General features: G+C 62.1%; 23 protein-coding genes. 11 read left to right on the top strand and 12 right to left on the bottom strand.

Annotated elements, in window-relative coordinates; translation table 11 throughout:
* Positions 1-147: 147 nt before the first annotated feature.
* The 3 genes from G520_RS0102885 to G520_RS0102895 are packed head-to-tail and all read right to left on the bottom strand — an operon-like array spanning position 148 to position 4,264.
* Complete coding sequence (locus G520_RS0102885) at positions 148-1,686, bottom strand: DHA2 family efflux MFS transporter permease subunit (RefSeq protein WP_028534357.1); 1,539 nt, start codon at positions 1,684-1,686, stop codon at positions 148-150.
* Between the two features lie 9 nt (positions 1,687-1,695).
* Complete coding sequence (locus G520_RS0102890; RefSeq protein WP_036665139.1) at positions 1,696-2,805, bottom strand: HlyD family secretion protein; 1,110 nt, start codon at positions 2,803-2,805, stop codon at positions 1,696-1,698.
* Between the two features lie 19 nt (positions 2,806-2,824).
* Positions 2,825-4,264 (bottom strand): efflux transporter outer membrane subunit, encoded by a 1,440-nt coding sequence (locus G520_RS0102895; RefSeq protein ID WP_028534359.1) that lies wholly within the window; start codon positions 4,262-4,264, stop codon positions 2,825-2,827.
* A 103-nt stretch (positions 4,265-4,367) separates the two neighbouring features.
* Here G520_RS0102895 and G520_RS21250 point away from each other — a divergent pair, with 103 nt between their 5' ends.
* Positions 4,368-5,021 (top strand): TetR/AcrR family transcriptional regulator, encoded by a 654-nt coding sequence (locus G520_RS21250; protein WP_051228893.1) that lies wholly within the window; start codon positions 4,368-4,370, stop codon positions 5,019-5,021.
* Between the two features lie 645 nt (positions 5,022-5,666).
* Positions 5,667-8,339, top strand: coding sequence for a chemotaxis protein CheW (locus G520_RS21255; RefSeq protein ID WP_051228896.1), 2,673 nt, complete (start codon positions 5,667-5,669; stop codon positions 8,337-8,339).
* 307 nt (positions 8,340-8,646) lie between these two features.
* On the opposite strand, the gene G520_RS0102910 is transcribed toward G520_RS21255, so the two are convergent.
* A complete protein-coding gene (locus G520_RS0102910) occupies positions 8,647-9,174 on the bottom strand; it encodes a hypothetical protein (RefSeq protein WP_211222743.1) in 528 nt (175 codons plus the stop codon).
* 116 nt (positions 9,175-9,290) lie between these two features.
* Between G520_RS0102910 and G520_RS21260 the strand changes: the two genes are divergently transcribed.
* A complete protein-coding gene (locus G520_RS21260) occupies positions 9,291-9,977 on the top strand; it encodes a TetR/AcrR family transcriptional regulator (RefSeq protein ID WP_051228898.1) in 687 nt (228 codons plus the stop codon).
* Between the two features lie 149 nt (positions 9,978-10,126).
* On the opposite strand, the gene G520_RS0102920 is transcribed toward G520_RS21260, so the two are convergent.
* Together G520_RS0102920 and G520_RS0102925 are read right to left on the bottom strand one after the other, a co-directional pair.
* Complete coding sequence (locus G520_RS0102920; protein ID WP_169449808.1) at positions 10,127-11,110, bottom strand: DMT family transporter; 984 nt, start codon at positions 11,108-11,110, stop codon at positions 10,127-10,129.
* A 99-nt stretch (positions 11,111-11,209) separates the two neighbouring features.
* Complete coding sequence (locus G520_RS0102925) at positions 11,210-12,205, bottom strand: LysR family transcriptional regulator (protein ID WP_211222744.1); 996 nt, start codon at positions 12,203-12,205, stop codon at positions 11,210-11,212.
* Positions 12,206-12,220: 15 nt separating this feature from the next.
* Between G520_RS0102925 and G520_RS0102930 the strand changes: the two genes are divergently transcribed.
* Complete coding sequence (locus G520_RS0102930; protein ID WP_211222745.1) at positions 12,221-13,126, top strand: MBL fold metallo-hydrolase; 906 nt, start codon at positions 12,221-12,223, stop codon at positions 13,124-13,126.
* 259 nt (positions 13,127-13,385) lie between these two features.
* Here the strand turns inward: G520_RS0102930 and G520_RS0102935 are convergent, their stop codons facing one another.
* The 3 genes from G520_RS0102935 to orn all read right to left on the bottom strand — a co-directional run bounded on the left by G520_RS0102935 (position 13,386) and on the right by orn (position 17,054).
* The gene (locus G520_RS0102935; RefSeq protein WP_028534364.1) at positions 13,386-14,180 is read right to left on the bottom strand and encodes a sulfite exporter TauE/SafE family protein; all 795 of its coding nucleotides are present in this window, start codon (positions 14,178-14,180) and stop codon (positions 13,386-13,388) included.
* Between the two features lie 538 nt (positions 14,181-14,718).
* The gene (gene pgi, locus G520_RS0102940) at positions 14,719-16,371 is read right to left on the bottom strand and encodes a glucose-6-phosphate isomerase (protein WP_028534365.1); all 1,653 of its coding nucleotides are present in this window, start codon (positions 16,369-16,371) and stop codon (positions 14,719-14,721) included.
* Between the two features lie 137 nt (positions 16,372-16,508).
* On the bottom strand, positions 16,509-17,054 hold the full coding sequence (orn, locus tag G520_RS0102945) for an oligoribonuclease (protein WP_028534366.1): 546 nt from the start codon (positions 17,052-17,054) through the stop codon (positions 16,509-16,511).
* Positions 17,055-17,127: 73 nt separating this feature from the next.
* Between orn and G520_RS0102950 the strand changes: the two genes are divergently transcribed.
* From G520_RS0102950 to phbB, 4 genes are all read left to right on the top strand, one after another.
* Positions 17,128-18,375, top strand: coding sequence for a M48 family metallopeptidase (locus tag G520_RS0102950; RefSeq protein ID WP_028534367.1), 1,248 nt, complete (start codon positions 17,128-17,130; stop codon positions 18,373-18,375).
* Entirely contained in the window at positions 18,372-18,701 is a 330-nt protein-coding gene (locus G520_RS0102955) for a 4a-hydroxytetrahydrobiopterin dehydratase (RefSeq protein WP_051228900.1), read from the top strand. The genes G520_RS0102950 and G520_RS0102955 overlap by 4 nt, the downstream gene beginning before the upstream one ends.
* Complete coding sequence (rsgA, locus tag G520_RS0102960; protein ID WP_028534369.1) at positions 18,698-19,564, top strand: ribosome small subunit-dependent GTPase A; 867 nt, start codon at positions 18,698-18,700, stop codon at positions 19,562-19,564. The genes G520_RS0102955 and rsgA overlap by 4 nt, the downstream gene beginning before the upstream one ends.
* A gap of 120 nt (positions 19,565-19,684) precedes the next feature.
* Positions 19,685-20,422 (top strand): acetoacetyl-CoA reductase, encoded by a 738-nt coding sequence (gene phbB, locus G520_RS0102965; RefSeq protein ID WP_028534370.1) that lies wholly within the window; start codon positions 19,685-19,687, stop codon positions 20,420-20,422.
* Between the two features lie 70 nt (positions 20,423-20,492).
* On the opposite strand, the gene cydP is transcribed toward phbB, so the two are convergent.
* A complete protein-coding gene (gene cydP / locus G520_RS21265) occupies positions 20,493-20,699 on the bottom strand; it encodes a cytochrome oxidase putative small subunit CydP (RefSeq protein WP_036665149.1) in 207 nt (68 codons plus the stop codon).
* 198 nt (positions 20,700-20,897) lie between these two features.
* Here cydP and G520_RS0102975 point away from each other — a divergent pair, with 198 nt between their 5' ends.
* Positions 20,898-21,380: a GAF domain-containing protein gene (locus tag G520_RS0102975; RefSeq protein ID WP_028534371.1), complete on the top strand. Its 483-nt coding sequence runs from the start codon at positions 20,898-20,900 to the stop codon at positions 21,378-21,380.
* A gap of 11 nt (positions 21,381-21,391) precedes the next feature.
* Here G520_RS0102975 and G520_RS21270 read toward each other — a convergent pair whose 3' ends face one another.
* Together G520_RS21270 and G520_RS21275 are read right to left on the bottom strand one after the other, a co-directional pair.
* Positions 21,392-22,435, bottom strand: a complete 1,044-nt coding sequence (locus G520_RS21270) for a DNA-binding protein (RefSeq protein WP_051228902.1) — start codon at positions 22,433-22,435, stop codon at positions 21,392-21,394.
* A gap of 256 nt (positions 22,436-22,691) precedes the next feature.
* Positions 22,692-23,603 carry a glycerophosphodiester phosphodiesterase family protein gene (locus tag G520_RS21275; RefSeq protein WP_051228904.1) on the bottom strand — a complete coding sequence of 304 codons (912 nt, stop codon included), beginning with the start codon at positions 23,601-23,603 and terminating at the stop codon, positions 22,692-22,694.
* 131 nt (positions 23,604-23,734) lie between these two features.
* Here G520_RS21275 and G520_RS0102990 point away from each other — a divergent pair, with 131 nt between their 5' ends.
* Both G520_RS0102990 and G520_RS0102995 read left to right on the top strand, forming a co-directional pair.
* The gene (locus tag G520_RS0102990) at positions 23,735-24,676 is read left to right on the top strand and encodes a substrate-binding domain-containing protein (protein WP_036665152.1); all 942 of its coding nucleotides are present in this window, start codon (positions 23,735-23,737) and stop codon (positions 24,674-24,676) included.
* Positions 24,673-24,861 (top strand): hypothetical protein, encoded by a 189-nt coding sequence (locus tag G520_RS0102995; RefSeq protein WP_028534373.1) that lies wholly within the window; start codon positions 24,673-24,675, stop codon positions 24,859-24,861. Before G520_RS0102990 ends, G520_RS0102995 begins: the two co-directional genes overlap by 4 nt.
* Position 24,862 lies beyond the last annotated feature (1 nt).

The following is a 24,862-nucleotide window of genomic DNA, read 5'->3' on the forward strand; positions in this document are numbered from 1 at the left end:
AGGCCAGACCACTGAGAACGATGGACAATGTCCCGTTCGCGCGCAGATGCGGCAACGATGTCGTCGGCCCCAAAATGAGGAAAGGGCGCCGCAGCGCCCCCTCCTCGCCCCTCACACCTTCAGGCTACCGCAATGGCCCCATGGCGCTCAATGGCCGACCGGCCCGTCCACCACGCGGCGTGCTTTCGGCGCAAACCAGATCGAAATGGCAGCCACGATAAAAATGACCGCGATCATCATGAAAACCTGGTTGGTCGCCAGCATGACCGCCTGCCCGTTCAGGATCTGGTCCAGCGATGCGCGAACCGCGTCCATCGACATCCCCGACGAGAGCATGGCACGGGTGCTGTCGCCCATGCCATCCAACTGCCCGACCAGATCGGCGTGATTGAATTTAATGCGCTCTTCCCATACGGAACTCACCAGCGATGTGGCAAAGGCACCAGCCAGCGTTCGCAAGAAATTCATCAAGCCGGCGGCGGATGCCATTTCGCCCTCGTCTACCGCCGACAGAGCCAGTCCGGTCAACGGCACGAAAAACAGGGGCATGCCTAGCCCCATCAACAGCAAGGGGATCGCGATCTGCCAGTAATTCATATCGGTGACGCCAAACGAGCGCCAGGCCGTCACGAACCCCATCCAGCACACGCCAAGGCAAACCAGTTTGCGAGCGTCGACGCGCATCGACAATGCCGCCACCATCGGCGCGATCATCACCGCCAGCACTCCGCTCCAGGCTGTCGTCATTCCCGACCAGGTCGCGGTATAGCTCATGAAGTTCTGCAACCACAGCGGTGTCAGCACATTGATCGCAAAAAAAGCGCCGAACGCCAGCACCAGCGTGACCAGGCTCATGGAATAACCCCGATGCCGGAACACTCTCAGATCCACGACCGGATGCTCGGCCGTCAGTTCCCAGATGAGAAACGACAGAAACCCGAGCACGGCGGAAAGAGCCAACAGGCAAATTTCGGTCGAAGCAAACCAGTCAAGATCCTTGCCTTCATCCAGCAGTATCTGCAAAGACCCGACCCAGAGGATCAGCAAGCCCAGCCCGACTCTGTCGATAGGAAAGCGGATCAGCGCATGTTCGTAGCGTTTGAGCAGCTTCCATGCTCCGGCAGCGCAAATCAACGCCACTGGAACATTGATGATGAATATCCATGGCCAGGAGGCCCGGTCGCACAACACGCCCCCCAGAATCGGACCGGCAATCGGGGCCAGCAATGTCGTCATCGCCCACAATCCGGTCGCTGCCGCCGCCTTTTCTCTAGGAAAAATCCGTAGCAGCAGCGTTTGCGACAATGGCATCAGCGGCCCGCCAGACAGTCCCTGCAAGATACGCCCCATCACCAGCAGGCTGAAGGAATTGGCCAGTCCGCACAGCGCCGAGCAGATACCGAACAACATCATGGAGAGGACAAACACGCGCACGGCGCCAAAGCGCGAGGCCAGCCACCCGGTCAAGGGCACGGTGATGGCTTCGGCCACCGAGTAGGACGTGATGACCCAGGTTCCCTGGCTCGACGTAACGCCGAGGGCGCCTGCGATATTGGAAACCGAAACATTGGCAATCGTGGTATCCAGCACCGCAATGAAATTGGCTGCCGCCAAAGCCAGTGCTGCCAATATCAGCATGCCGCCGGTCAGCGCTTCATCGCCGCCGGGCAAGGTCGGGGAAGACATGCAGACTCCTTAGCGCTTGCCGCCAGTGTTGATCTTGACCTGCATCGACAGGCCGACTTGCAATGGATGGCGTGCCAGTTCCTGCGGATCCAGGCGGATGCGCACCGGCAAGCGTTGCACAACCTTGATCCAGTTGCCGGTGGCATTTTGTGCGGGGATGGTGGCGAACGCCGCTCCCGTCCCACCGGCGAATCCGGCGACGACGCCGTGATAGGTCACGCTGTCACCATAAAGATCGGCATGCACCTCGGCCGGCTGCCCGGCCTTGACGCCTTCCAATTGGACCTCCTTGAAATTGGCGTCGACATGAATCGTATCGACCGGAACCACCGACAGCAGACCTGCTCCGATCTGGACACGCTGCCCCAGTTGCACCTGGCGCCGCGCCACCACACCATCGATCGGCGAGCGTACCGTGGTCCGTTCCAGATCGACGCGCGCCTGATCGAGACGCGCATGCGCGAGCGCCACTTCCGGATTGGCCTCGATCGAACTATTGTCGATCAGGGCATGATTGGCATCGCGCGAGCCCAGCGCGGCTTCACGATTGGCGCGCGCCTGGGCGGTCGCTGAGCGCGCCACGCCGAGATTGGCCTGTGCCGTGACGAACGCATTCTGCGCCTGGGTCAACTCTTCGCCGGAAACCGAACCAGAACTCGCAAGCGCCAGACGGCGCTTGAGATCGATGCTGGCGCGATCCAGGTCGGCTTGCGCCGCCTTCAACTGCGCAGCCGTCCGCGCCTCGTCGGCACGGCGGGCGAGGATTTGGGCATCCAGGCCGGAATCGGTTGCGACCAGGCCACGCACCTTGCGCACTGCGCGGGCATACTCGGCTTGCGCCTGCAGCAGGGCCAGACGGGCATCGGTGCTATCGATGACCACCAGCACGTCGCCTTTTTTCACTTTCTGCGTGTCCACCACGTCCACCCTGGACACAATGCCTCCCACCGAGGCCGTCAACTGTGCCACCTCCGCATTGGCATAGGCATTGTCGGTAGACACGAACTGTGAGGCATAGAGGAACCAATAGGCGCCAGCCGAGGCCCCGCCCACGGCGCAGACAACCGCCAGCAGAGAGAACAGGCGACGCCGCCGGGCATTGGAAACGGATTTGCTCATCGTTATCTTTCTTCAAGAATCATTGGGCCCGAAAACCGCCGCCGAGGGCACGCACGAGTGCCACGTCCAGCGTAAAGGCTCGGGATTGGAGATCGGTCAAACTGCGCAGATTGGTCAGCAGGGTGTCTTCGGCGCTGAGAACATCGAGATAAGTCGACAAGCCGCCCTCGTAGCGATTGCGAGCGATTTGCCAGGCGGCGCGGGCGGCATCGACGGCCTGCTGGCTATAGCTCAACTGCCCAGCCAATTCGCGCTGACTCACGGCGGCATCCGCCACGCTTTGCAACGCTTCCGTCACGGTTTGCTCATAGTTGGCAACCGCCTCGTCATAGTCGGCGCGCTTTATCCTCAGCTGTGAACGCAGATGACCGCCGTTGAATATCGGCAGGGAGATGGCGGGACCGGCCGAGCCGATTTCCGAGCCGGCCTTGGTCAACTGCCCGAGCCCTAGAGATTGCATTCCGATGAATGCGGTCAAATTGATATTGGGATAGAAATCGGCTTGAGCCACGTCGATGCGCCGACTCGCCGCTTCGGCACGCATCCGGGCCGCCACGACATCGGGTCGCCGGCCCAGCAGTTCGAGCTCCAATGTTTTGGGCAAAGGCAGAGGCTGCCCCAGATTGACCCTCGGGCGAACGATGGACAAACCGCGGTCGGGGCCTTTGCCCATCAGCGCGGCCAGCCGATGACGCTGCAGTTCGATATTTTCGCGACAGGCAAGCAGATCGGCTTCGGCGGCGGCATGCCGCGCTTCGGCTTGCCGGACGCCGGATAGATTCTCCAGGCCATTGGCGTAACGCTCATGAAACAGCATGGCCGTCTTGCTGCGCACGGCTGCCGCCTCCCTGGCGGTGTCCTCTGCGGCGAACAGGCGGGCCAGCTCGGCATAGGCACTGGTCAATGATGTGGTCAACAGCAAGCGCGCCTGCGCGGCCTCGGCCTGTGCCGCTCCATGCTCCGAAATCGCGGCGGCCAGGGCATCCCGGTTGCGGCCCCAGAAATCCAGCTCCCAGCTGAAATCCAGCGTCGTACGACCATAGCCATGAATGCCCGACGGCAACATTGAGCGTGGCGTCAGGTAGTTATAACTTTGCTTGGCCGCATTGATATCGGCATTGGCCGACACTTGCGGCGCGGTAGCGGCATCGCTGTCGTCCACGCTGGCGGCGGCGCGACGCAGACGCGCTTGCGCGACGGCCAGACTGGGGGCACTGGCCAGCGCTTCATCGATCATGACATCGAGTTGGCTATCGCCATAGGTTTTCCACCAGCGATCCTGTGGCCAAGCGACTTCGCCCTTGGTCAGATCGCCGGACCATGCCGCGACCTCCTTTATGACCGGCCGTTGGCCCAGGGGCGGCGTACTGGCGCAGGCGGAGAGCGCCAGCACACCCGCCACGCCCCACAGGCGATAGCGCAAGAAGGCGGACGGCGTAGATTCGGTATTCGAGGCCACAAATGCTCCATTACTAAACTGTACAATACAGTCTGCATTTGACAAGCCCCATCTGTCAAGCCAGACTACCGGCCTCAAGTAGATCACCGCAGAAGAGAAAACCATGCGAGCCAAGTCGGAAACCCGACGCCAGAAAATTTTGGACGTCGCGGAAGAAGTCTTCCGCGAGAGGGGCTTTGACCTAAGCACGATGTCGGAAATTACCGCGCGCGTCGGCGGATCGAGAGCGACCATCTATAGCTACTTCGCGTCTAAAGAAGTGTTGTTCCTCGACGTCATGCACCGCTTGGCCAAAGCGAATATCCAACCCTTGTTCGAGAGTCTCGATGCCGGCAAAGACATGCGCGCCACCCTGCTCAGCTTTGGCGAGCAACTGCTGGGCATCCTCTGTCAGGAGCGAATGATCACCGCCTTCAGGGTGCTGTTCGCCGAGTCGGGCCGCACCGATGTCGGGCGCCAGTTTTACGAACGCGGCCCCCGCGAAGGCGGCATGCTTCTGAAAGCCTACTTCGAGCAATGCATCGCTGCGGGCAAGATGCAGCCGGTAGACTGCACCGTCGCAGCCGCCCAGTTCACGGCGCTGCTGAAGGCGGAGATTTTCGAGCCCCTGCTGTTTGACGCTCGCGACGCGGATCGGCTCCCCGCCATTTCCACAACGGTCGGCTGCGCCGTGGATACCTTCATGCGCGCCAATGCAGTTCCGGCAGTGCGCCCCGCCCCTGGCAGCGCGGGCGACGACGCTATCCGATCGGCGTAAGCCGGATCGAGCGGCGAGGCGTTCGCCGCGGCGAGCCCATGGGCGGCGCCCGAATGCAAAAAGGGGCGACGCAGCGCCCCTTTTTCCGCCCCTCCCCAGACATCGCTTCGCCCCCTCTCCGACCTGCCGGGAGAACGGGGAATCGAGGGCGTATTGCGCGGCGACCTCGCCGGAACCCTCTTCCAGCCCCCCCCCGATACCCGCGCGGTGACGATAGAAGCGCCGACGCCTGTCGCCGACCTGCTCGACTGTCTGGTGACATACCCATCGTTGCCCAAAGCGCACTATCGGCCCTGCCGCAGACGGCGATTGGCACGGCCCCTCAGCAATTGCTCCACGCGGAACCGGGACGCGTCGAGCGACAGGCATTCACACAGCACTGGACAGCCAGCAGCCAGCCACCCATCGCGCTTTCGCAACAAACCCGATCGAGTCTCCCCTGATCGCACGGCACGAACGCCTTGTGCTCGAAAAGGCCTTCTGTCGACCACACGACAAGTGGCACAAATATTGCTTTAGATCATGACCGGTATACGTAATGCAGAATCTCTGCTGGGCCGGTGAGCATATTCGGCGATGCCCCGGTTACGGGGGCTTGCAAATGATGCGCAGACATCGTTAGTCGGGGTGGGGAGAAACAGGGATATGGCTCGCTACAAGAACATCGAACTCGACGACAGCCTCGTCGGGATGATACGCAATATGGACACGGTCGAGGAATACCGTGAGGTGTTGCAAAGTTTGCAAACGGTGTGGGACAACCTGACCCTGCTCGGTCAGATGTCCGGCTCCGGCACCGACATGAGCGGGACGCGACAGGCTTTCAATCAGCTGACCAGCGACCTCCTCAACCAGTTGGGGACGGAAACCCTGAAGAAATGCGTGCAGGAGATGAACGCCAAGTCGCAAGTGGCCATCGACATCCTGGTACGCAATCTCTTCGAGCGCACAGCCGACATCGGCTTTCTGGCGACGGACGAGGACATCCGGCGCTACATCGGTTTTTACGCAGCGCAAGCCAGAGAGGCGAACGCATGCGGCGACGAATCGGCGGCAGCGGCACTGGCCCGCGAACGGGAAAGCCTCCGCGCACGTTTTGCCGAATACGTCGCCAAGTATTCCGTCTATTCCGACATCATTCTGCTCGATACCGCCGGCTGCGTGCTGGCACGCTTCGACGACAGCGTCGAAGTCAGACAGACGAGGCACCCGCTGCTGCACACATCGCTGACGACGGACGACGCCTACGTCGAAAGCTTCGGCGCCATCGATCTTTTGCCCAATTGCGCCAAGGCGCTGGTCTACTCATATCGCGTCACCGACGGCGAATCGCCGATCGGCGTGCTGTGTCTCTGCTTTCGCTTCGAGAACGAGATGGAGCGCATCTTCGCCAACCTGTCTGCCGACGACGACTGGCCGGTGATCCTGCTGCTCGATACGAACGGGCAGGTGGTCGCCAGTTCGGACGCCTTTCACATCCCGGTCGGCGCGACGCTGGAACGGGCACTCGACGAGGACTACCGGGTCATACGCTTTGCCGGCCGGGAATACCTGGCGACCACGCGCGCCACGCAGGGTTATCAGGGATATATGGGGCCGGGCTGGTTCGGGCAGGTCATGCTCCCGGTGCAGCATGCGTTCAACGAGGACGCTTCCCAGGTGTTGCGCGACGTCAAGCCTGAGGTATTGCGCGCGGTGATGGAGAACTCATCGTTCTTCGGCGAGGCGCTGCGCAGCATTCCGATACAGGCGAATCGCATCCAGAGCGACCTCAATCGTTCGGTGTGGAACGGCAACGTGCGACAGAGTTCCTCTTCACAAACGTTCAACCGCTCATTTTCCAAGATTCTGCTGTGGGAGATCAGCAACACCGGTGCGCGCACCAAAGATGTCTTCGCACGCTCGATCGCGAACCTGCACGAAACGGTCGTCTCTACCATACTGCAAGACAGTTGCTTCCTGGCCTCGCTGGCGATCGACATCATGGACCGCAACCTTTACGAGCGGGCCAACGATTGTCGCTGGTGGGCACTGACGTCGACTTTCCGCGAGATTCTCGACAAGAGCACGCTCGAACCCGCCGACAGGGAGCGCATGACCGCGATCCTGCGCACGATCAACGGTCTTTATACCGTCTACGCCAACCTGATCGTCTTCGACGTCCGCGGCCACGTGCTCGCGGTATCGCAGGACGATCAAGCCGGACTGGTCGGAAAGCGCATCGACGAAGACTGGGTGCGCCAGGTACTCACGCTGCCCGACTCGCAAGGCTATGCGGTCTCCCGTTTCGCCGCCACGCCGTTCTACGCCGGTCGCCATACCTACATCTACGGCGCGGCGATTCATGCCGTCAGCGATGAACGCGTCATTGGCGGCGTCGGCATCGTCTTCGACAGCGAACCGCAGTTTGCCGCGATGTTGCGCGATGCCCTGCCGCGCGACGCACGGGGCGAACCGAGTGCCGGATGCTTCGGAGCCTTTGTCGACACGAGCGGCCATCTGGTCGCATCCACCGATCCGCAGCGGCATCCGGGCGAGCGGCTGGCCATCGATGCCGCGTTTTATACCCAGGCTGCGGGCCGCTCGCATGTCGGCATCGTGCGGCTCGGCGATAGCTACTACGCCGCCGGTGCCCGCATGTCCGCCGGCTATCGCGAATACAAGAACGACGACGGTGCTTACCGTAACGAAATTTCGGCGCTGATTTTCATCCCGCTATGCCAGGTCGTCGAGCAAGGGGCGACGACCGGAATTCCGCGCCTGCATGTGCGCTCTGATCGCACGGCCGATGGCGAAACGGTCGAAATCGCGTCCTTTCTGGTCGGCAATCGCTGGTTCGGTCTGCGGTCTGCGCAGATCGCCGAAGCCGTCGACTACGCCGATGCGGCGGGCATTCCGGGAGCCGGCCAGGATTTCATCGGCTACCGCATGTACTGCGGGTCGCCGATCCCGATTTTCGACATCCGCAGCATCGTCGGCGGCGGACCGGCGATTGCCGGCACCCGGCCGCAGATCGTAATTTTGAAGAAAGGCCCGGATTCGCATTTCGGCATCCTGGTCGACGCCCTGGGCGACATCCCGGAAGTCCTGAGCTCGCGCATGCAGGATCTGCCAAGCCTGCTCGGCGGCGGCAATGTACTCGCCGATACCATCGTGATGACCGACAAGCCGGAAAGCGAAACCCTGCTCGTCGTGCTCAGTGTCGAGCGCATCGCTGCGCGTCTGGTCGCCCCCGTACCGGATGCCGGACTCATCCCGAGCGACGGAGAAATTTTGTCGCTGCTGGAAAATGCGGGTACGCGCACCCCCGTGACCTGAGCCGTAGCACCCACGGCCACTGGCGTCACGAGTTGAGAACCCGACGAAATGCGCAGACTGTCGGGAAACGCAACGATCAGCACGAGTCCGACACTCGCTGCCCGGATGTCGAACATCGCGCCGACGCTCGTCGCCAGCACATAGGCAAACGGCCGCCCCGTAGCCGACACGGCGCGGGCCGGACAAAACACGTCCGGCCCGCATGCAGTGCCCCTCTGGGTGGCCGGGCCGATCCTGGCGGACAGCGCAGCGAATGGATCAAGTACGGAACCATCGGCCCAGCCTGCTCATTCCCGGCTGTCGCGGCTCACTGCCACTTGCGGTTACAGCGTACCGCCACCCACGCGATGCCTGCCGCAATCAATCCGGCGTAGCTCACGACAAGCACCAGCAGCTTTACGGTCGTGAGCAGCGCGGCAATACCCGCTATAGCCAGACTCGCGTCGGGAAAACGGGCGAGAAGCACGAAATGCAGTGTCTTCTCGGCAAGATCCAGAATGGCGAAGGCAAGGGGAAACGCGCAAGCACACACTGCCAGACGGGGTGCGTAAAGCCTGAATGCAAGCCAGATTGCCTGTATGCAAGTCCAGGCGAGCGCAGAAGGGAAAAGCAAATCGATGACGTCCATCCAGAACAGCAATCGGCGCCCTTCTGCACCATAGGCATGAAGATGGCCGATGACGGTCATCGCCCGAGCATTGAATAACAAAGACAATTTACCTAAGCCCCCCGATAAGGCTTGAAGGCGCATGTCGAGGGGCATCATGGCCAGTTGACACAGCACAGCAACGGCAAACGCAAGCATCATACCGCGCAGGCTTGCGAGCCTGTTCAAGCTCCTCCCGATAGGGGCAAGCATCGCATCGCAGATCATCGGCAACTTCACTCGTGTGGTCGATAGTGCTATAAGAATACGAGTAGAAGCTCACATTCCCCAACTCGCATTCAGAGATGCCAACAAAACGACAACCAGACTCGTTGAAGCCAAGGAAAAAGCCGGTTCAGGCACGGTCGGCAGACACGGTTGAGATCATCCTCGAAGCAGCGGCTCGCATTCTGGAGCTCGAAGGGTTCGCCAGCTACAACACGAATGCCATAGCAAGCAGGGCCGGCATCAGCATTGGCTCCTACTATCAATACTTCCCGAACAAGGACGCCGTCACGGCCGCACTGATCAAGCGGGATAGCGAAGACTTGGCCGCGCATCTCCTACAGGCCGGCCAGGCCCGGACTTGGCAACAAGGGCTGAAACTCGCTATCGATGCGGCAGTGGCTCACCAGCTGCGCCGGCCGGTGCTGGCCCGGCGGCTCGACATGGCTGAACGGCATCTACTGCCGGATGGCGGACAAGCCGCCGTGAGCGCCATTGCCTGCGCGACGATCAGACAGCTTTTGCAGATGCCCGATGCGCCCAAAATCTCCGATACAGGCTCCCTCTGCGCCGACATCGTGGCCATCGCACAGGGATTGATCGATGCGGCGGGCGCACGTGGGGAAACCGATCCGCTATCGTTATCTGAACGTGTCGAACGTGCGGTGCTGGCATTTATTGCGGCGTCGCCTCCTGACCGTGACGACCGGCAACCCAAGGGGCTCGACAACCCGGATGGCATGACGAGTCCCACCTTATCGACTTAGCCATGCACGATGGCGTACGCGTACGCCTGGCAAGACTCCGATGGACACTTCCGTGGCGAGGAAGAGGCCGCCACTTCAGCCGGTGAACTCGGCGCAGAGAGGCCCCGAATTACCGCAGACCGCAGAAACGGCAAGAAGGCGCAGTTGGCCTACGCGCCAGAAATTTTCGCGGGATCGGTTTGACGTGCGTAGCGAACCCCCAAGGCGCCGACAAATCCAATCAGGGCCACAGCCACTGCGGCAATTTCGAGTAATCCAGGCCGGTCTCCAAGGACAATCGCGCCCAGAATCAGAGCCACGGGTGGCACCATGGCGGGCAAGATCGCAGCGCGCGACGCGCCCAACAGCCGGACTGACTGCACATAGCAGCAGACCGTCAGCAACGCCGCCAGGACGCCTTGAAAAAAACCTGTCGCGACAAGCCAGGACGTGTCGACCTCGGGAAAGCGGCCATGATGGGCGACCAGATACACAGGCAGGACAGTGATTCCGGAGATCAGGTTCACCGCAGCAACCGATGCCACCGGATCGGCATCCCAGCGTTTCAGCAGACAGGTGTACGCTGTCCACAGCAGCCCTGCGCCGACGAAAAGCATATCGCCGTACCCTGCAGAGCGGTGCGTGGCGCCTTGGCTTCCTTGCAGCATCAAGCACAGTAGCCCGCCCCCCATGATGGCGGCGCCGATCCAGCGTCGAACCGAAACGGGGTCTGCCAGCACAAAGTGCCCTAGCAGCATGCCACCGAGCATGGCCACCGCCGGCACCATGATCGCGGCATGAGCCAGCGGCGTGACAGGCATTGCCATATTGACCAGTTGTCCAAACAAGGGCCCGGCGCACAGAGCAAGGATGAAGGCACGCTTCCACCCCAGTCCGGCGGCAGTGGAAATGCCCGCCCGACATAGCAGTGGCAGGCTGAACAGTCCGGCGATGCCAAATCTGAGCAACGTCAGATCATCGGGTGAGAAGCCATGCGCAAGGGACGCTTTGGTGCTGACGTTAAAAACGGACCAGCCGAGCACGGCGAGCGCTCCGTAGATCAGGCCGGCTGTCTGCGTGGAACGCGTGGCCGGGGTGTGTCGTGAGGCAACGGCCCGGTCGGTACCGGGAACGTCAGGTGCAGCATCTTGCATGTCGATCTCCGAAAACGCCCAGGAGCTGAGCTGACAGGGCATTCTTGGGGAAACGGCAGGATAAAATCCATTCACATATTCTGGCCTGAGCGATGCCTTCTATGCATCGCTCAAGGTGGCCCGTAAGATCGGGATGAAGCGCTGCAGCACAGGATTAGTCGATTCGCGGGAATAGGCAAACACCAGGGGCATCGGTATCGACAGGTCATTTAACCCGAAAAACTGCACCTGGGCCGGCGGCCTCCCCAGATTGGCGGCATTGACGATAGCCGCGCCGATGCCGGAACAGACCAGAGAAAGAATCGTTGCCTCGCTGTTCGCCTCGTTGACGATATTCAGACTGAGTCCCAGCCGTTGGCAGGCTTCGATCAACTTGTCGTAATACGCCGGGTAGATCGCGCGCGGGAACATCACGAAGGGTCGCCCGAGCATGCCGATGATGTCGATATTCGTCCGAGAACCGTTATCCATGCCCCAGGAACGCGGCACGGCCAACACGACGTCGTAGTCGAGCAATGGTAGCGTCTCCAGGCCGGGCGGGACTGCACCGTATTGGTAGATGAAACCTCCATCGAGCGTACCGGCCTCAATTGCAAGCAACTGCTCGGGGCTGTTGAGCGTCGTCAATTGCATGGTGACGTCGGGCAGTTCGGCCCGGAAGTTCTTGAAGGTGCGGGGCAGCAAACCGTCCCAGCCGGCGTTTTCGACGTAGCCGAGCCGGATCAAGCCGGTCGAGCCGCATGCCAGGGCTTTCGCCGCCTTCGTGGCGTGTTCAAGCGAAACCATTATACGGCGCACATCCTGCCGGTAGCCGTGACCCGCCGTGGTCAGCTTCAGGCCGCGCGGCGAACGCTCGAACAGGAGAAATCCCAACTCCCCCTCCAGATCCTGGATTTGGCGGGATATCGCCGGCTGGGTGACATGCAGACGCTCGGATGCCAGGCGCACGCTTTGGCACTCGGCGACCGCAAGGAAGTAGCGGAGATGACGCAGTTCCATAACGCTCCCGGGATCAAGTGATGCCTGAAAGTTATCACAGATAAAGGGCAAAGAATTGGCAAGTATGAGTCGAATCCACGATAGTGCTATCAGCAAAAACGCTCCACTCCGATGCCTGAAACCGCAGCGAGAACCGACATGACAACCCCGCACACCTCGAAAACCTATCACATTGGCGACGCCCGGGTTACCCGCGTCACCGAAACCCATCTGACCGGCCTGACCCCTTCGTTTCTCTATGCCGACTGGGATGCCACGCTGCTCGACACCTACCCGCCGTTACGCAGCAATCTCGACGGGACGGGCGAGCATGCGATCATCAGCATTCACACCTGGGTGGTCGAGCTGGCGGGGCAAACGATCCTGATCGATACGGGAATCGGCAACCACAAAGAAAGACCGTTCAGTCAGATGTTCCATGGTCTGAACACACCGTTTTTGCAACGACTGGAAGCGGCGGGAGTGCGCCCTGACGACGTCGATCACGTGCTGCTCACCCACCTGCATGCCGACCACGTCGGCTGGAATACGCACCTGGTCGATGGCCGTTGGCTAGCAACCTTCAGAAACGCCCGATATGTTCTACCGCAAGGCGAAGTTGACTACTTCGGCACCCCCGCGTCGGCAAACCGGCGCATCGTCTTTGACGATAGCGTGGCCCCGGTGATTGAGGCCGGGCAGGCCGTCACGATAGGCCTTGAAGGCGGCGACTACCTGGACGGTTTCCATTTTCACCCGACCCCAGGCCATAGCGCTGGCCACATGTCCATTTCCCTGACCTCCCGGGGAGAGACGGCCATTTTTAGCGGCGATGTCATGCACTCCCCGGTGCAAGTGTATCGGCCGACCTGGAATTCGGTGTTCTGCGCCGAACAGGAACGTGCGCGCGAGTCTCGACGCTGGCTTCTTGAGTTTGCAGCGACGAATCGTGCCGCGGTATTCACCGCGCATTTTCCGCAGTCATCCGCGGGGCTAGTCCAGCACACGGGAGACGATCTGGCATGGCGTTATCTCTGAAACGGCCGCCGTTGCCGAAGCATCCACCAGTCTCCGCGTCAGCACGATCCTTGGCAATCCAGAGTGGCCAGACGGGACAGTCAGCGCCCCATTTTCAACGCCGTTGCGAAAAAAGGCCTGGCCGAGCAGTCGGCAATGGCTCGACCATCGTTCCGGCTGACATGGCAGGCACGCCGCCGGCATGCTGGTCGAGGCGCAATCGCGAGCGGGTCTTGATCAATGCCGGGCGTGATTTCGCACGCCGCGGCCGATTGATGCGTCAGCCGGCATGCCATACCCATTGTCGGAGCACGAATACGACCGTCATCGTGAGCCCCACCGCGATAACAAAGCGGCGCACGGCGGGACGACCGATGCGCTTGGCCACGCCGGCAGCCAACACACCGCCCGCCACCGCGCAAAGCGCCATGGCAAGGACATATGGCCAATCGACTAGCCCTGCCGCAATGAATACCAACACCGCCACCCCGTTGATACACAAGGAGAACAGACTGGTCAGGGCGCTCATTTCCAGAATATCGGCCAAGCCGAATGCGCCAAGGGCAGACAACATGACAATGCTCACCCCCGCACCAAAATAGCCCCCGTAAATCCCGATCAGGACCTGGCAAGACAGGGCCAGCGCCAGCTTCCGACCCGAGAATCGGGCCCCCTCTCCGGCAGAACTGGCCAATCGGCGCTGTACCGCCCCCTGAATCATGAACAGGGCGGTGGCGAAAAAGATGAGAAAGGGCACCATGTGTTCGAAGGTGGCCGAGGAGGTATGCCGGAGCAAGACGGCGCCGAGCCCGCCACCGATCAGACTGGGAACGACCAGGGTGCGGATTGCCGGGTCGGTACGACCCAGCTCATGACGAAAACCCCAGATGCTCCCCAGCGAGCCGGGCCATATCGCCACGGTACTGGTTGCGTTTGCCACGATGGGCGGCAGCCCGAGAAACAGCAGGACAGGAAACGTAACCATGGTTCCGCCCCCCGCCACGGAGTTGATGGCCCCGGCCAGAAAAGCGGCGCACGCCGCCATCGCCAAGGAAAGAAAGTGCAAGTGTTCCATGAATAAATCGAATTCCTGATTATCCGGCAAGTTTTATCGATCGGGACGGATTGGCACGCCCACATGCGCCCACGGCGGCAGTCGCACTTTTGGCCCGTCATCCAGGTAACGCGAATTCTACAGTTGCACCAAAAAACTGCACAATCTCCCTGCCCTGGCGAAATCGCTTCATCGGTCCGCGAATCGCCCCGCTCCGCCCTCTCTTTCCGCCGGAGCGCTTTAAAAGTTTCCGTAGTCAATTGTTTTAAATGACAAACAACCGGAAATGCCAGCAAGGGCCGCACACATATCCCTTAACAAATATCACATCTCCCCTCGTTACGTTCTCATCAGCAGCGGACATAGTCATAGCTGAACCGGTTTCTCGCTATATATCGGCAAGGGGTACCGGGGTCTTCCCATCGCCCTCTTGCCCAGGAACGCCGGGATCAGCTCTGGGCTCGAAGCGTAGACCCGGTCAGGCCACCCCCTTCAGACTCGGCGCCGGCAGCCCTATGCAAAAGGGGCGCCGCAGCGCCCCTTTTCCTTCCCCCAGACATCAGCCCCGATGCCGCTTCCTGAAATGCGCGATCAGCCCAAGCGTCGAGCAGTCGTGCTGCCAGGTTTCCGCTCCGTCGCTCAGTTCCGGCTCGATGCGGCGCGCGAGCTGCTTGCCGTACTCGACGCCCCACTGGTCGAAGGAGTTCACCCCCCAGATCGCACCCTGCACGAACACCTTGTGCTCGTACATCGCGATGAGCATGCCCAGCGTATACGGCGTGATCCGGTCGACGGCGATCGTATTCGACGGCTGGTTGCCGGGGAACAGCTTCTGCGGCAGCAGGATGTCGACGAGTTCATCCGGCACGCTGCCCATTTCGTCGAGCACTTCGGCCTCGTCCTTGCCGCGCATCAACGCCTCGGTCTGCGCCAGGCAGTTGGCGACCAGCACCCGGTGCTGGCCATCGATCGGATAGTGGCTGTTCAAGGGCAGGATGAAGTCGCACGGAATCAGCCGCGTGCCCTGATGCAGCAACTGGAAGAACGCATGCTGGCTGTTCACGCCCTCCTCGCCCCAGATGATGGGGCCGGTGTCGAAGTCCAGCCACTCGCCCATGCGCCCGACCCGCTTGCCGTTGGACTCCATGTCCATCTGCTGGATGTGCGCAGGCAGCCGGCGCAGGCCGTGGTCGTAAGGCATGATCGCGTGGGTGTGCGCGCGGTAGAAGGTGTTGTACCAGATGCCGAGCAAGGCGAGGATGACCGGAATATTATGCTCGAACGGCGCAGCGAAAAAATGCCGGTCCATCGCATGCCCGCCGGCAAGAAACTGGCGGAAAGCGTCGGGGCCTATCGACAGCATCAGCGGCAGGCCGATGGCCGACCATACCGAATAGCGGCCGCCGACCCAGTCCCAGAAACCGAACATATGCTCGACGTCGATGCCGAAATCGCGCACCGCGTCCGTGTTGGTCGACACCGCGACGAAATGGCGGGCGATATCGCCCTCGCCCGCATGCTGGAGGAACCACGCGCGTGCGGCGCGCGCATTGAGTAGCGTCTCGGGCGTCGTGAACGATTTGGACGCCACGATGAACAAGGTCGTGGCGGGGTCTAGCCGCTCCAGTGTCCGCGCCAGATGCTGGCCATCGACATTGGAAACGAAATGGATATCGAGCTCAGGGCTGGAAAACGACGCCAGCGCTTCGCACACCAGCTCCGGCCCGAGGTCAGAACCGCCGATGCCGATATTGACCACATCGCGGATGCGGCGTCCATCGAAGCCGGTCCAGCCGCCGCTGCGCACCCGCTCGCAGAACGTCGTCAGTCGCGCGAGCACGTCTTGCACCTGCGCGACCACGTCCACGCCCTCGACGATCAGTTCGGAGCCGGCAGGCAGGCGCAAGGCGTAATGCAGCACCGAGCGGTTTTCGCTGATATTGATGCGCTCGCCGCTGCGCAGCCTGCCCATCCAGTCGCGCAGATTGGCGGTGGCGGCCAGTTCGAACAGCAGTTCCATCGTGCGCCCGGTGACGCGGTTCTTGGAATAATCGAGCAGAAGTCCGTCGAGTTCGACAGAAAAGCGCTGAAAGCGCCGGCTATCGGCTTCGAACAACTGCCGCATATGCATGTGCCGGGTCGCACGCTGATGCTGATGCAGACGGGCCCAGGCCGCCGAAGTATTGATGTCGTTGTAGCGGATTGCCGCCATGGAGTTCCTTCCATGAGATCAACCCAGCGACGACTGGCTGCAACCGCCGGGACGGGGTGGAGGCAGGCGACGACCGCGGACCGCAGCTACGACCCGCAGAATCGGCGCAGCGGCGCACCAGGTCGCCGCTTACGGCATCACAGCTTGAGGAAATTTGCGCGGTAGTAGCGCAATTCCTCGATCGATTCGAGAATATCGGCCAGCGCTTCGTGCCGCCCCTTTTTGACCACGCCACGCGCGACCTCGGGTTTCCAGCGCTTGCACAATTCCTTCAGGGTCGACACGTCGAGATTGCGGTAGTGGAAATAGGCTTCGAGTTCCGGCATCCAGCGCGCCATGAAGCGGCGGTCCTGCCCGATCGAGTTGCCGCACATCGGCGAGATGCCGGGAGCGACATGCTCGCGCAGAAAGGCCAGCATCTGCTGCTCGGCCTCGGCCTCGGTCAGCGTAGACGCTTTCACACGGTCAATCAGGCCGGAACGGCCGTGGGTGGATTTGTTCCAGTCGTCCATGGCGTCGAGGGTGGCGTCGGGCTGATGCACGACGAGCACCGGCGACTGGGCGACGATTTCAAGCTGGCTGTCAGTGATGACCACGGCCAATTCGATGATACGGTCGCCATCGGGATTGAGCCCGGTCATTTCCATGTCGAGCCAGACGAGATTGTTCTGATCTTGTGCCATACGTGATAGTCTTTGCGAAACTTTAGCATTCTCCCCTTTTGCCGCCAGCGGGGCAAACTTTCACAGAAAATTAATGACTCAAACCTTCACTCTTGTATTTCTGTGCGCGCTGATCGCTTCGCTCGTCCTCAAGTTGTGGCTGGCGACGCGGCAGACACGTCACATCGTCATCCACCGCGACGCCGTTCCGATGGCGTTCGCCGACACCATCACACTGGAAGAGCATCGTCGCGCCGCCGACTATTCGGTTGCCCGCCTGCGGCTATCCATGCTTTCCGCCGCATGCGACACCCTGATCGTGTCCGTATTTACCCTGGGGGGCGGTCTGCAGGCCCTGGCCTCGCTGATCGACGGCCAGGTCGCCGGCGAACTCGCGCGCGGGGTGTTGCTGATCGGGCTGACCGTCGCGATCAGCAGTGCGTTGTCGCTGCCGTTCACGCTCTATGCGACTTTCGGCATAGAAGCCCGCTTCGGCTTCAACCAGATGCGTTGGCGTCTATTCTTGCTCGACACCCTGCGCGGCGCGGCCTTGACCGTCGTTCTGGGTGTTCCGCTGCTGACGCTGGTATTGTGGCTGATGCGCGTCAGCGGCGCGGGCTGGTGGCTATGGGTGTGGCTGGTGTGGACCGGCGTCAGCCTGCTGATGCTGGCGATCTATCCGACACTGATCGCACCCTTGTTCAATCGTTTCAGTCCGCTGACCGACGAGACCCTCAAGCGGCGCATCGAATCCTTGCTCACACGCTGCGGTTTTAAAAGCCAGGGGGTGTTCATGATGGATGGTTCGACCCGCTCCAGCCACGGCAATGCCTATTTCACCGGCTTTGGCGCCGCCAAGCGCATCGTTTTTTTCGACACCTTGCTCACCCGCCTCGATGGTGACGAGATCGAAGCCGTGCTCGCGCACGAGCTCGGACATTTCCGTAAAAAACACATACGCAAGCGCATGCTGTTCACATTCGGCCTGTCGCTGCTCTTGCTGTACGGCCTCGGCTTGCTGCTCGACGCCCCCTGGTTCTATCAGGGGCTCGGTCTGGCCGAACGCAGCAACGCCATCGCCCTGATTCTGTTCTTCATGGCGATGCCGGCCTTCGCTTTTCCGCTGACGCCGGTTTCGAGCTGGATGTCGCGCAAGCACGAGTACGAGGCCGATGACTTCGCCGCCAGCGAAACCCGCCCCGAATGGCTGATCAGCGCGCTGGTCAAACTATATCGCGACAATGCGGCCACGCTGACGCCGGACCCCATTCATTCCGCGTTCTACGATTCGCATCCGCCCGCCGCGCTGCGCATCGCCCACTTGAAAGGAGAACGCCCTTGACCCTGACCCAACGCCATTGCGTCGCGGGCGGCCAGCCGCTCAATCCCGGCGAATTCGCCGCTCTGCTCGCCAACGCCTCCGCCGCCAGCTGGACCGAGCGCGCCGGCGCGCTGGAAAAAACGTTCGTTTTCGCCGATTTTTACCGCGTGATGGCTTTTGTCAATGCACTGGCCTGGATCGCCCACCGCGAAAACCACCATCCGGATCTGGCGCTCGGCTACGATCGCGTCACCGTACGTTTCGGCACCCACGACGCGGGAGGCGTGACGCTGAACGATTTCATCTGCGCAGCGCATGCCGACGCGCTCCTGACGGACACCCAATGAGAGAAACGCAAGGTCAGATCATCCGCAGCTACGGCCGTCGCTTCATCGTCGAAGCCGAAGACCGCACCTGGGAATGCACCACGCGTGGAAAGCGCGTCGATTACGCCTGCGGCGACCGCGTCACCATCGCCATCCAGAATGGCGAACAGGGGGTCATCGAAGCCGTACTGGAGCGCGACAGCCTGCTCTATCGCCAGGACGACTGGAAAACCAAAATTATCGCCGCGAACGTGACGCGCATCCTGTTTGTCATCGCCGCGGTGCCGACCCCGAGCGAAGACTTGCTCAACCGCTGCTTGATCGCAGCCGAAGTCGCCGATATCGATCCGGTCATCGTGGTCAACAAATCGGATCTGCCCGAAACCCAGGCTCTGCTCGACAGCATGCTGGAACGCTATCGCGCGCTAGGCTATCCGCTGGCCATCCTGTCGGCCCGCGAAGGCGCCGATGCGCTGCTACCCTGGCTGAAAGGGCAGACCAGCGTATTGGTCGGCCAATCCGGCATGGGCAAATCGACGCTGACGAACGCCTTGCTGCCCGATGCGCACGCACGCACCGCCGAGATATCGCAAGCGCTCGACACCGGCAAGCACACGACGACCCATGCCGAGCTCTACCATCTCGACGCCGACAGCGATTTGATCGATTCACCCGGCCTGCAGGCTTTCGGACTGCACCATGTCAAGGCCAGCGAGCTGATCCGGTATTTTCCGGAAATGCGCAAGTGGATAGGCAAGTGCCGCTTCCATAACTGCAGCCATCGGGTCGAGCCCGGCTGCGCGATCAGGGATGCCGCCGAACGCGGAGAGATCCATCCATTTCGCATGGGATTACTGAAGCGGCTGACAGACGAATTGAAATAGTTAAAATCGCGAAAAATTAGGCCAGTACGATCAATTTACATTCTCCGGATGCCACCCTATGCTTAGGGGATAAGACCAAGGTGCTTTGCTGTCGTTTTACATAATAAAGGAGACGAAATTATGACAAACCGCGTCGCACTGGTCACCGGAGGCATGGGTGGCATCGGCAACGCCATTTGCAAGGCGTTGGGTAAAGCGGGTCACACCGTGGTTACAACCTATAGCAAGCCAGGCCGCGAGGACGCCTGGGTCGCGGAAATGAAAACTCTGGGCATCAGCGCCCATGCCTACCCCTGCGATGTCACCGACGCAGCGCAATGCGCGGCTCTGGTGGCCCAGGTCTCGAGCGAGATCGGCCCGGTCGCCGTACTCGTCAACAATGCCGGCATCACCCGTGACGGCACGTTGCGCAAGATGAGTGCGGAAGACTGGTCGGCCGTCCTTGCCACCAACCTCGATTCCGTTTTCTTCATGGCGCGTCCGGTGATAGACGGCATGCTCGATGCGGGCTGGGGCCGCATCATCAATATTTCGTCGATCAATGGCCAGAAAGGTCAGTTCGGCCAGACCAATTACTCGGCCGCCAAAGCCGGCATGCATGGCTTCACCATGGCGCTCGCGCAGGAAGTCGCGCGCAAGGGCGTCACCGTGAACACGATCTCGCCCGGTTATATCGCAACGGAAATGGTAATGGCCGTACCGGAAGACGTTCGCAACAAAATCATCGGCCAGATTCCGGTCGGGCGGCTGGGCACGCCGGAGGAAATCGCCGGCCTCGTGACCTATCTGGCCTCGGATATCGCCGGCTTCATCACGGGCGCCAATCTATCGATCAACGGCGGGCAGCACACGATGTGAACACCCGCTGCGAGGAGGTGTTTCATGCCCTCGGCCCCCGCGCCGACACGGGGACCGAGGGCAGACAGGTTCAGCGCGACGCCTCCGGTTTCGCCGCAGGCACGGGCTGACCGAGCAGATGATCCTCGACCGCAGCGACCGGCGCGCGCATATGCGGCGCCAGTGGGTGCGAGAACCACAGATACCACGCCCCCCACAGCAGCGCCGCCTTGAACAGCAGCACGACCGTCACATCCAGCCACAGCGGCCTCCCGCTTCGGGCCAAAAACCGTTTCATCGCACATCCTTTGCAACGCATGACGTCGCCCGGCAGCTCCCGCCGCCGGCACGCCGTCAGAAAGAATCAAACTATAATCTCCGACTTGACGCCGATCAACGCCGCCTCCCTCTCCTCCGCCCGCCGGCCCTGCACTGGCTCTGCCCCCTGGCGGCTGCTAGGATGTCGGTTTTCGGCACACATTGAAGACCCCCGAAGATGGCAGAGCATTTGATACTTGATGGCGAAGGCAAAGACGAACGTTACCGTAGCCTGATCCCGCAGGCGCTGGCACTGATAGACGGCGAGACCGATCAGACCGCCGCGCTCGCCAATGTCGGCGCGGCGCTGGCGATGGCTTTCGATTGGCTATGGACCGGATTTTATCTGGTCAAAAACGGGGAGCTGGTGCTCGGTCCGTTCCAGGGGCCGATCGCCTGCACGCGCATCAAGCGCGGCAAAGGCGTGTGCGGCACAGCCTGGGATCAGGCCCGCACCTTGGTCGTTCCCGATGTAGAGGCTTTTCCCGGGCATATCGCCTGTTCGTCGCACTCGCGCTCCGAAATCGTGGTTCCCGTATTCAACGCAGCGGCAGAGGTCGTCGCCGTGCTCGATGTCGACGCCAGCCACACCGAGGCCTTCGACGAGACCGACGCGCGCTATCTGGAGCAGCTGGCCGCCGGACTCGGCCACTTGTTCTGAGCCCGGCGAGCTCAGGCCTCCAGGCGCTTGCGCAACCAGTCATCGAGTTCGGACGGCGCCAGCGCCGTCCAGCGCGCGCGCTCGTCGCGCAAGACTCTCAGCCACCCTTCGGCGCGAGCGTGGTCTTCCGCCTCGCGCCGAGCGAGATCCGAGCTGGCCACCAGCAGGCGTTCGCCCGCAGCGAGCGCCGCAGCACGCTCGAGCGCGAGCTCCGACTGCAACTCGGATACCCGTTGCTCGAAGCCGTCAAGCCGGGCCGAAAGCCGGCCCAACTCGCGCTCGCGTTCGCCGCTGCGTTCGCGCCAGGCGCTATCCTGCCGCACCAGCTCGGCACGCGCGCTGCCCAGATCGTCTTCCAGACGTTTGCGCTCCAGCTGCAGCGCCCGTCTTTCGTCCTCCACCTGCGCATACAAATGCACGCGCAAGCCTTCCAGACGCTCATAGGCCAGGGTCTCGCGCCGTGCGGCTTCGTCGCGCTCCACGGCGACCCTTTCATCGGCTCGCGCCTCGACCTCGCTCATGCGCGACTCGAATTCGACGCGCCGGTCCCGGATTTCGAGCCGGGCCGCATCGAGCGCCTGCGCGAGCTCATCCTGCCTCGTTTCCGCCGCCAGACTGCGCGCCTGCTGCTGTGCGAGCGCCTGCTCGAGTTGACGCTCGCGCTGTGCCGCGCGCTCGCTGTCCGCGGCGTTGCGCTGCAAGTCCGCCTCTTGCGCATCGACCCGTTCCTGCAAAGCAGCCACGTGCAGCCGCAGCTCCAGCGCCTCGTCACGCACTTCGCTGCGCACGGTTTCCAACTGCGAGTCGGCGGCATCGCACGCGCGCTGCCACAGTTGTTCAAACAGACCGGCCAGCCCTTCCGGCCAATCCGGACGTCGCGAAGACACTGCCATGCGCGACAGAAATTCGGTGCGCCACTCTTTGAGCGTGGTATTGATCGTGGTATTGGAACCCGTGCCCAGGCGGCTACGGACTTCGACCACAGTCGGCCACACCCCTTCACTCACCAGCTCGAACGCGGCCTGGCGGATTTTTGCGTAGATATCGCTCGCCATGACGGCCCCTGTACGATCGCGCCACGGGCGCGATAAATATATTACGTAAGGCATTATATATTTATCGCCAGATCCGTTCTAGCGTCAGTTCCATCGATGTCGAAACCGCCCCCCCCCCTTCGCGCACGTTTCAGCGTGAACCACATCGTAGCCGTCCACGCGCAGAGACACCGCCGCGTCGGGGCTGGCCGCTGCCGCCAGCAGCACGGCAATGCCCCCCCCAAAGCCAGGCATCCGGTTTCACTCCCGCCACGAGTCAATGCGCCGGCACACAGGCCGGTGTGCCCTGCGTCCGTAGCGCACGCATCGTGCGCGGAGAATCGACCAGAACCGCATCCAGTCCCAGACAAGCGCTGTCCCGATAGGCACCGGCGTCGTTGACCGCGATGGCCAGCAGCTTCGCACCTCCCTGGCGTCGCAGACAGGCAACAGCCTGCGGCGTCCACAGCCGCGCCTTGAGCGCCGATGTCGCCTGCCCCAAGGTGAACGTCTCGACCACCGCCACATCGCGTTCGTACTCGAACGCCACCCAACTGCCCGGCGCAGGCGGCGGCAGGCACTCTCCACGCAAAGCCATCGCCAGCAAGCGATTGCGCGTCGCGTCACGTGCCTCGAACACGCGGGCAGCCGGATAGGGCGCGAAGGCGGCCTGGTAATCGGCCGCCGTCGAATAAATCAGCACCCGTCCCCAGGCGCCCTCCTCATCCAGCAACCGGGCCACGGCCCGCGCTTGCGGTACCGCCGGCAGGGCCTTCATATCGAGCACGACGGTCATGGTGGCGGGCAATAGACGCAGAGCCTCGCGCAAGGTTGGAATCGTCGCCGCGTGCTCGCGATAAGGGTAGTCGGCGGGAGCGTGCGCGGAGGCATCGTGGAAACGCCAGCCGGCATTGATGGTGGCAAGCTCATCAGCCGTGCGGCCGGCGACCGGCCCGGATTGCGGCGTCAGAGCGGAAAGATCCGCCGGCCGATACAGCACAGGCACCCCGTCGCGACTCAGCTGCACCGTCAGCCACATCATCTCGGCGCCATTGGCAATGGCCGCGCGAATGGCCGGCAGGGTATTTTCCGGTGCGTCGCCGGTTCCGCCACGGTGGGCAACCAGCAGCGGGTCGGCACGAGCCACGGACAGCAGAAATAACAAAGCAAGGAGGCAATAGTTGATCATCGGCAGACACCCTTTGTGTTTACTCAATACCGTTGGCGACAACGCGACAACTGCGCAAGGCACGCCATATACGATACACATAACGTTGTTAAGATCACGCTATCGTTTCTACGCCTCCCTTCGTGACCGATATGGACAGACGCCGCTTCATCCAGTTCTGCCTGGCTTGCGCCATGGCAGGATTCGTCCTGACGACCGCAGCCGCCTCGCCGCCGCTGATCGGACTGGTGCTCAAGTCGGTCGGGAGCCCGTATTTCATCGAGATGGCCGCCGGCGCGAGAAACTACCAGCGTGCGCACCACAACGATTTCACCCTGAAAATCGACGGTGTCGTCAGCGAGATGGATTCCCGCGGCCAGGAGGCGATCATCGGGCGACTGATCGCGCGACATGCCGCCGCCTTGCTCGTGACGCCCGCCGACTCCTCCGACCTGCTGCCGGTTCTGGCCCGCGCCATCGCATCCGGCATTCTGGTCATCAGTATCGACAACAAAATCGACGACCGGGCCCAGGTCCGGTTCAGGGTCAACATCCCCTTCGTCGGCCCGAGCAATTTCAACGCTGCCAGAAGCGTGGGCAAGGCCCTGCTGCCTCAGCTACGGCCCGGCGACCAGGCGGCCATCATCGAGGGCTTGCGCGGTTCGATCAATGCCAGGGCACGCAGCGACGGCTTCGGCGAAGCCTTGCGCGGCGGCGGCATCGAGGTCGCGGGCATACGCCGCGGAGACTGGCAAAGCGACGGTGGCTACCGCGCCGCCAGCCAGTTGCTCGATACCCTGCCGCATCTGCGCGCCCTGCTGTGCGGCAACGACAACATGGCGATAGGGGCCTCGCGTGCCATCGCCGAACGCAAGCTCAAAGGCAAAGTGCTGGTGGCCGGCTACGACGGCATTCCGGAGGTCCATCCCTTGATCGCGGACGGGACCCTGTTCGCCAGTGCCAACCAGTACCCGGCGCGCCAGGCCGAGTACGCACTGCAGCTCGCGCTGTCCGCCCTTGCCTCCCACGCCCGCCAAGCCGACCTGCCTGCCATCGTACAGACGCCTGTCATGCTGATGACCCGAAAGCCATGATCCGCCACCGGATCTGGCCGCTGGCCATCGCGCTGGGCGGCAATGCCTGTGCCGCCACGCTCGATGTACTGGGCAGTGCCGACCCGCCCGGTCCCTTCGGCGAAGCTTTCGCGCAACTGTCGCGCAAGCACGGCATTACCGTGAATATATTCTGCAGTCGGCGGGGATTCCTTTTCGGCCCGTAAG

Source organism: Paludibacterium yongneupense DSM 18731 (assembly GCF_000422925.1).
Lineage (GTDB): Bacteria > Pseudomonadota > Gammaproteobacteria > Burkholderiales > Chromobacteriaceae > Paludibacterium > Paludibacterium yongneupense.

Excerpts from the sequence above, each read along its gene's own strand:
- phbB (WP_028534370.1), top strand. The coding sequence starts at position 19,685 with ATGACAAACCGCGTCGCACTGGTCACCGGAGGCATGGGTGGCATCGGC.
- G520_RS21250 (WP_051228893.1), top strand. The coding sequence starts at position 4,368 with ATGCGAGCCAAGTCGGAAACCCGACGCCAGAAAATTTTGGACGTCGCG.
- G520_RS0102920 (WP_169449808.1), bottom strand. The coding sequence starts at position 11,110 with ATGCAAGATGCTGCACCTGACGTTCCCGGTACCGACCGGGCCGTTGCC.
- cydP (WP_036665149.1), bottom strand. The coding sequence starts at position 20,699 with ATGAAACGGTTTTTGGCCCGAAGCGGGAGGCCGCTGTGGCTGGATGTG.
- G520_RS21270 (WP_051228902.1), bottom strand. The coding sequence starts at position 22,435 with ATGGCGAGCGATATCTACGCAAAAATCCGCCAGGCCGCGTTCGAGCTG.
- rsgA (WP_028534369.1), top strand. The coding sequence starts at position 18,698 with ATGAGAGAAACGCAAGGTCAGATCATCCGCAGCTACGGCCGTCGCTTC.
- G520_RS0102935 (WP_028534364.1), bottom strand. The coding sequence starts at position 14,180 with ATGGAACACTTGCACTTTCTTTCCTTGGCGATGGCGGCGTGCGCCGCT.
- G520_RS0102995 (WP_028534373.1), top strand. The coding sequence starts at position 24,673 with ATGATCCGCCACCGGATCTGGCCGCTGGCCATCGCGCTGGGCGGCAAT.
- G520_RS0102990 (WP_036665152.1), top strand. The coding sequence starts at position 23,735 with ATGGACAGACGCCGCTTCATCCAGTTCTGCCTGGCTTGCGCCATGGCA.
- G520_RS0102885 (WP_028534357.1), bottom strand. The coding sequence starts at position 1,686 with ATGTCTTCCCCGACCTTGCCCGGCGGCGATGAAGCGCTGACCGGCGGC.
- orn (WP_028534366.1), bottom strand. The coding sequence starts at position 17,054 with ATGGCACAAGATCAGAACAATCTCGTCTGGCTCGACATGGAAATGACC.
- G520_RS21255 (WP_051228896.1), top strand. The coding sequence starts at position 5,667 with ATGGCTCGCTACAAGAACATCGAACTCGACGACAGCCTCGTCGGGATG.
- G520_RS0102890 (WP_036665139.1), bottom strand. The coding sequence starts at position 2,805 with ATGAGCAAATCCGTTTCCAATGCCCGGCGGCGTCGCCTGTTCTCTCTG.
- G520_RS0102975 (WP_028534371.1), top strand. The coding sequence starts at position 20,898 with ATGGCAGAGCATTTGATACTTGATGGCGAAGGCAAAGACGAACGTTAC.
- G520_RS21260 (WP_051228898.1), top strand. The coding sequence starts at position 9,291 with ATGCCAACAAAACGACAACCAGACTCGTTGAAGCCAAGGAAAAAGCCG.
- G520_RS0102930 (WP_211222745.1), top strand. The coding sequence starts at position 12,221 with ATGCCTGAAACCGCAGCGAGAACCGACATGACAACCCCGCACACCTCG.
- G520_RS0102950 (WP_028534367.1), top strand. The coding sequence starts at position 17,128 with ATGACTCAAACCTTCACTCTTGTATTTCTGTGCGCGCTGATCGCTTCG.
- G520_RS21275 (WP_051228904.1), bottom strand. The coding sequence starts at position 23,603 with ATGATCAACTATTGCCTCCTTGCTTTGTTATTTCTGCTGTCCGTGGCT.
- pgi (WP_028534365.1), bottom strand. The coding sequence starts at position 16,371 with ATGGCGGCAATCCGCTACAACGACATCAATACTTCGGCGGCCTGGGCC.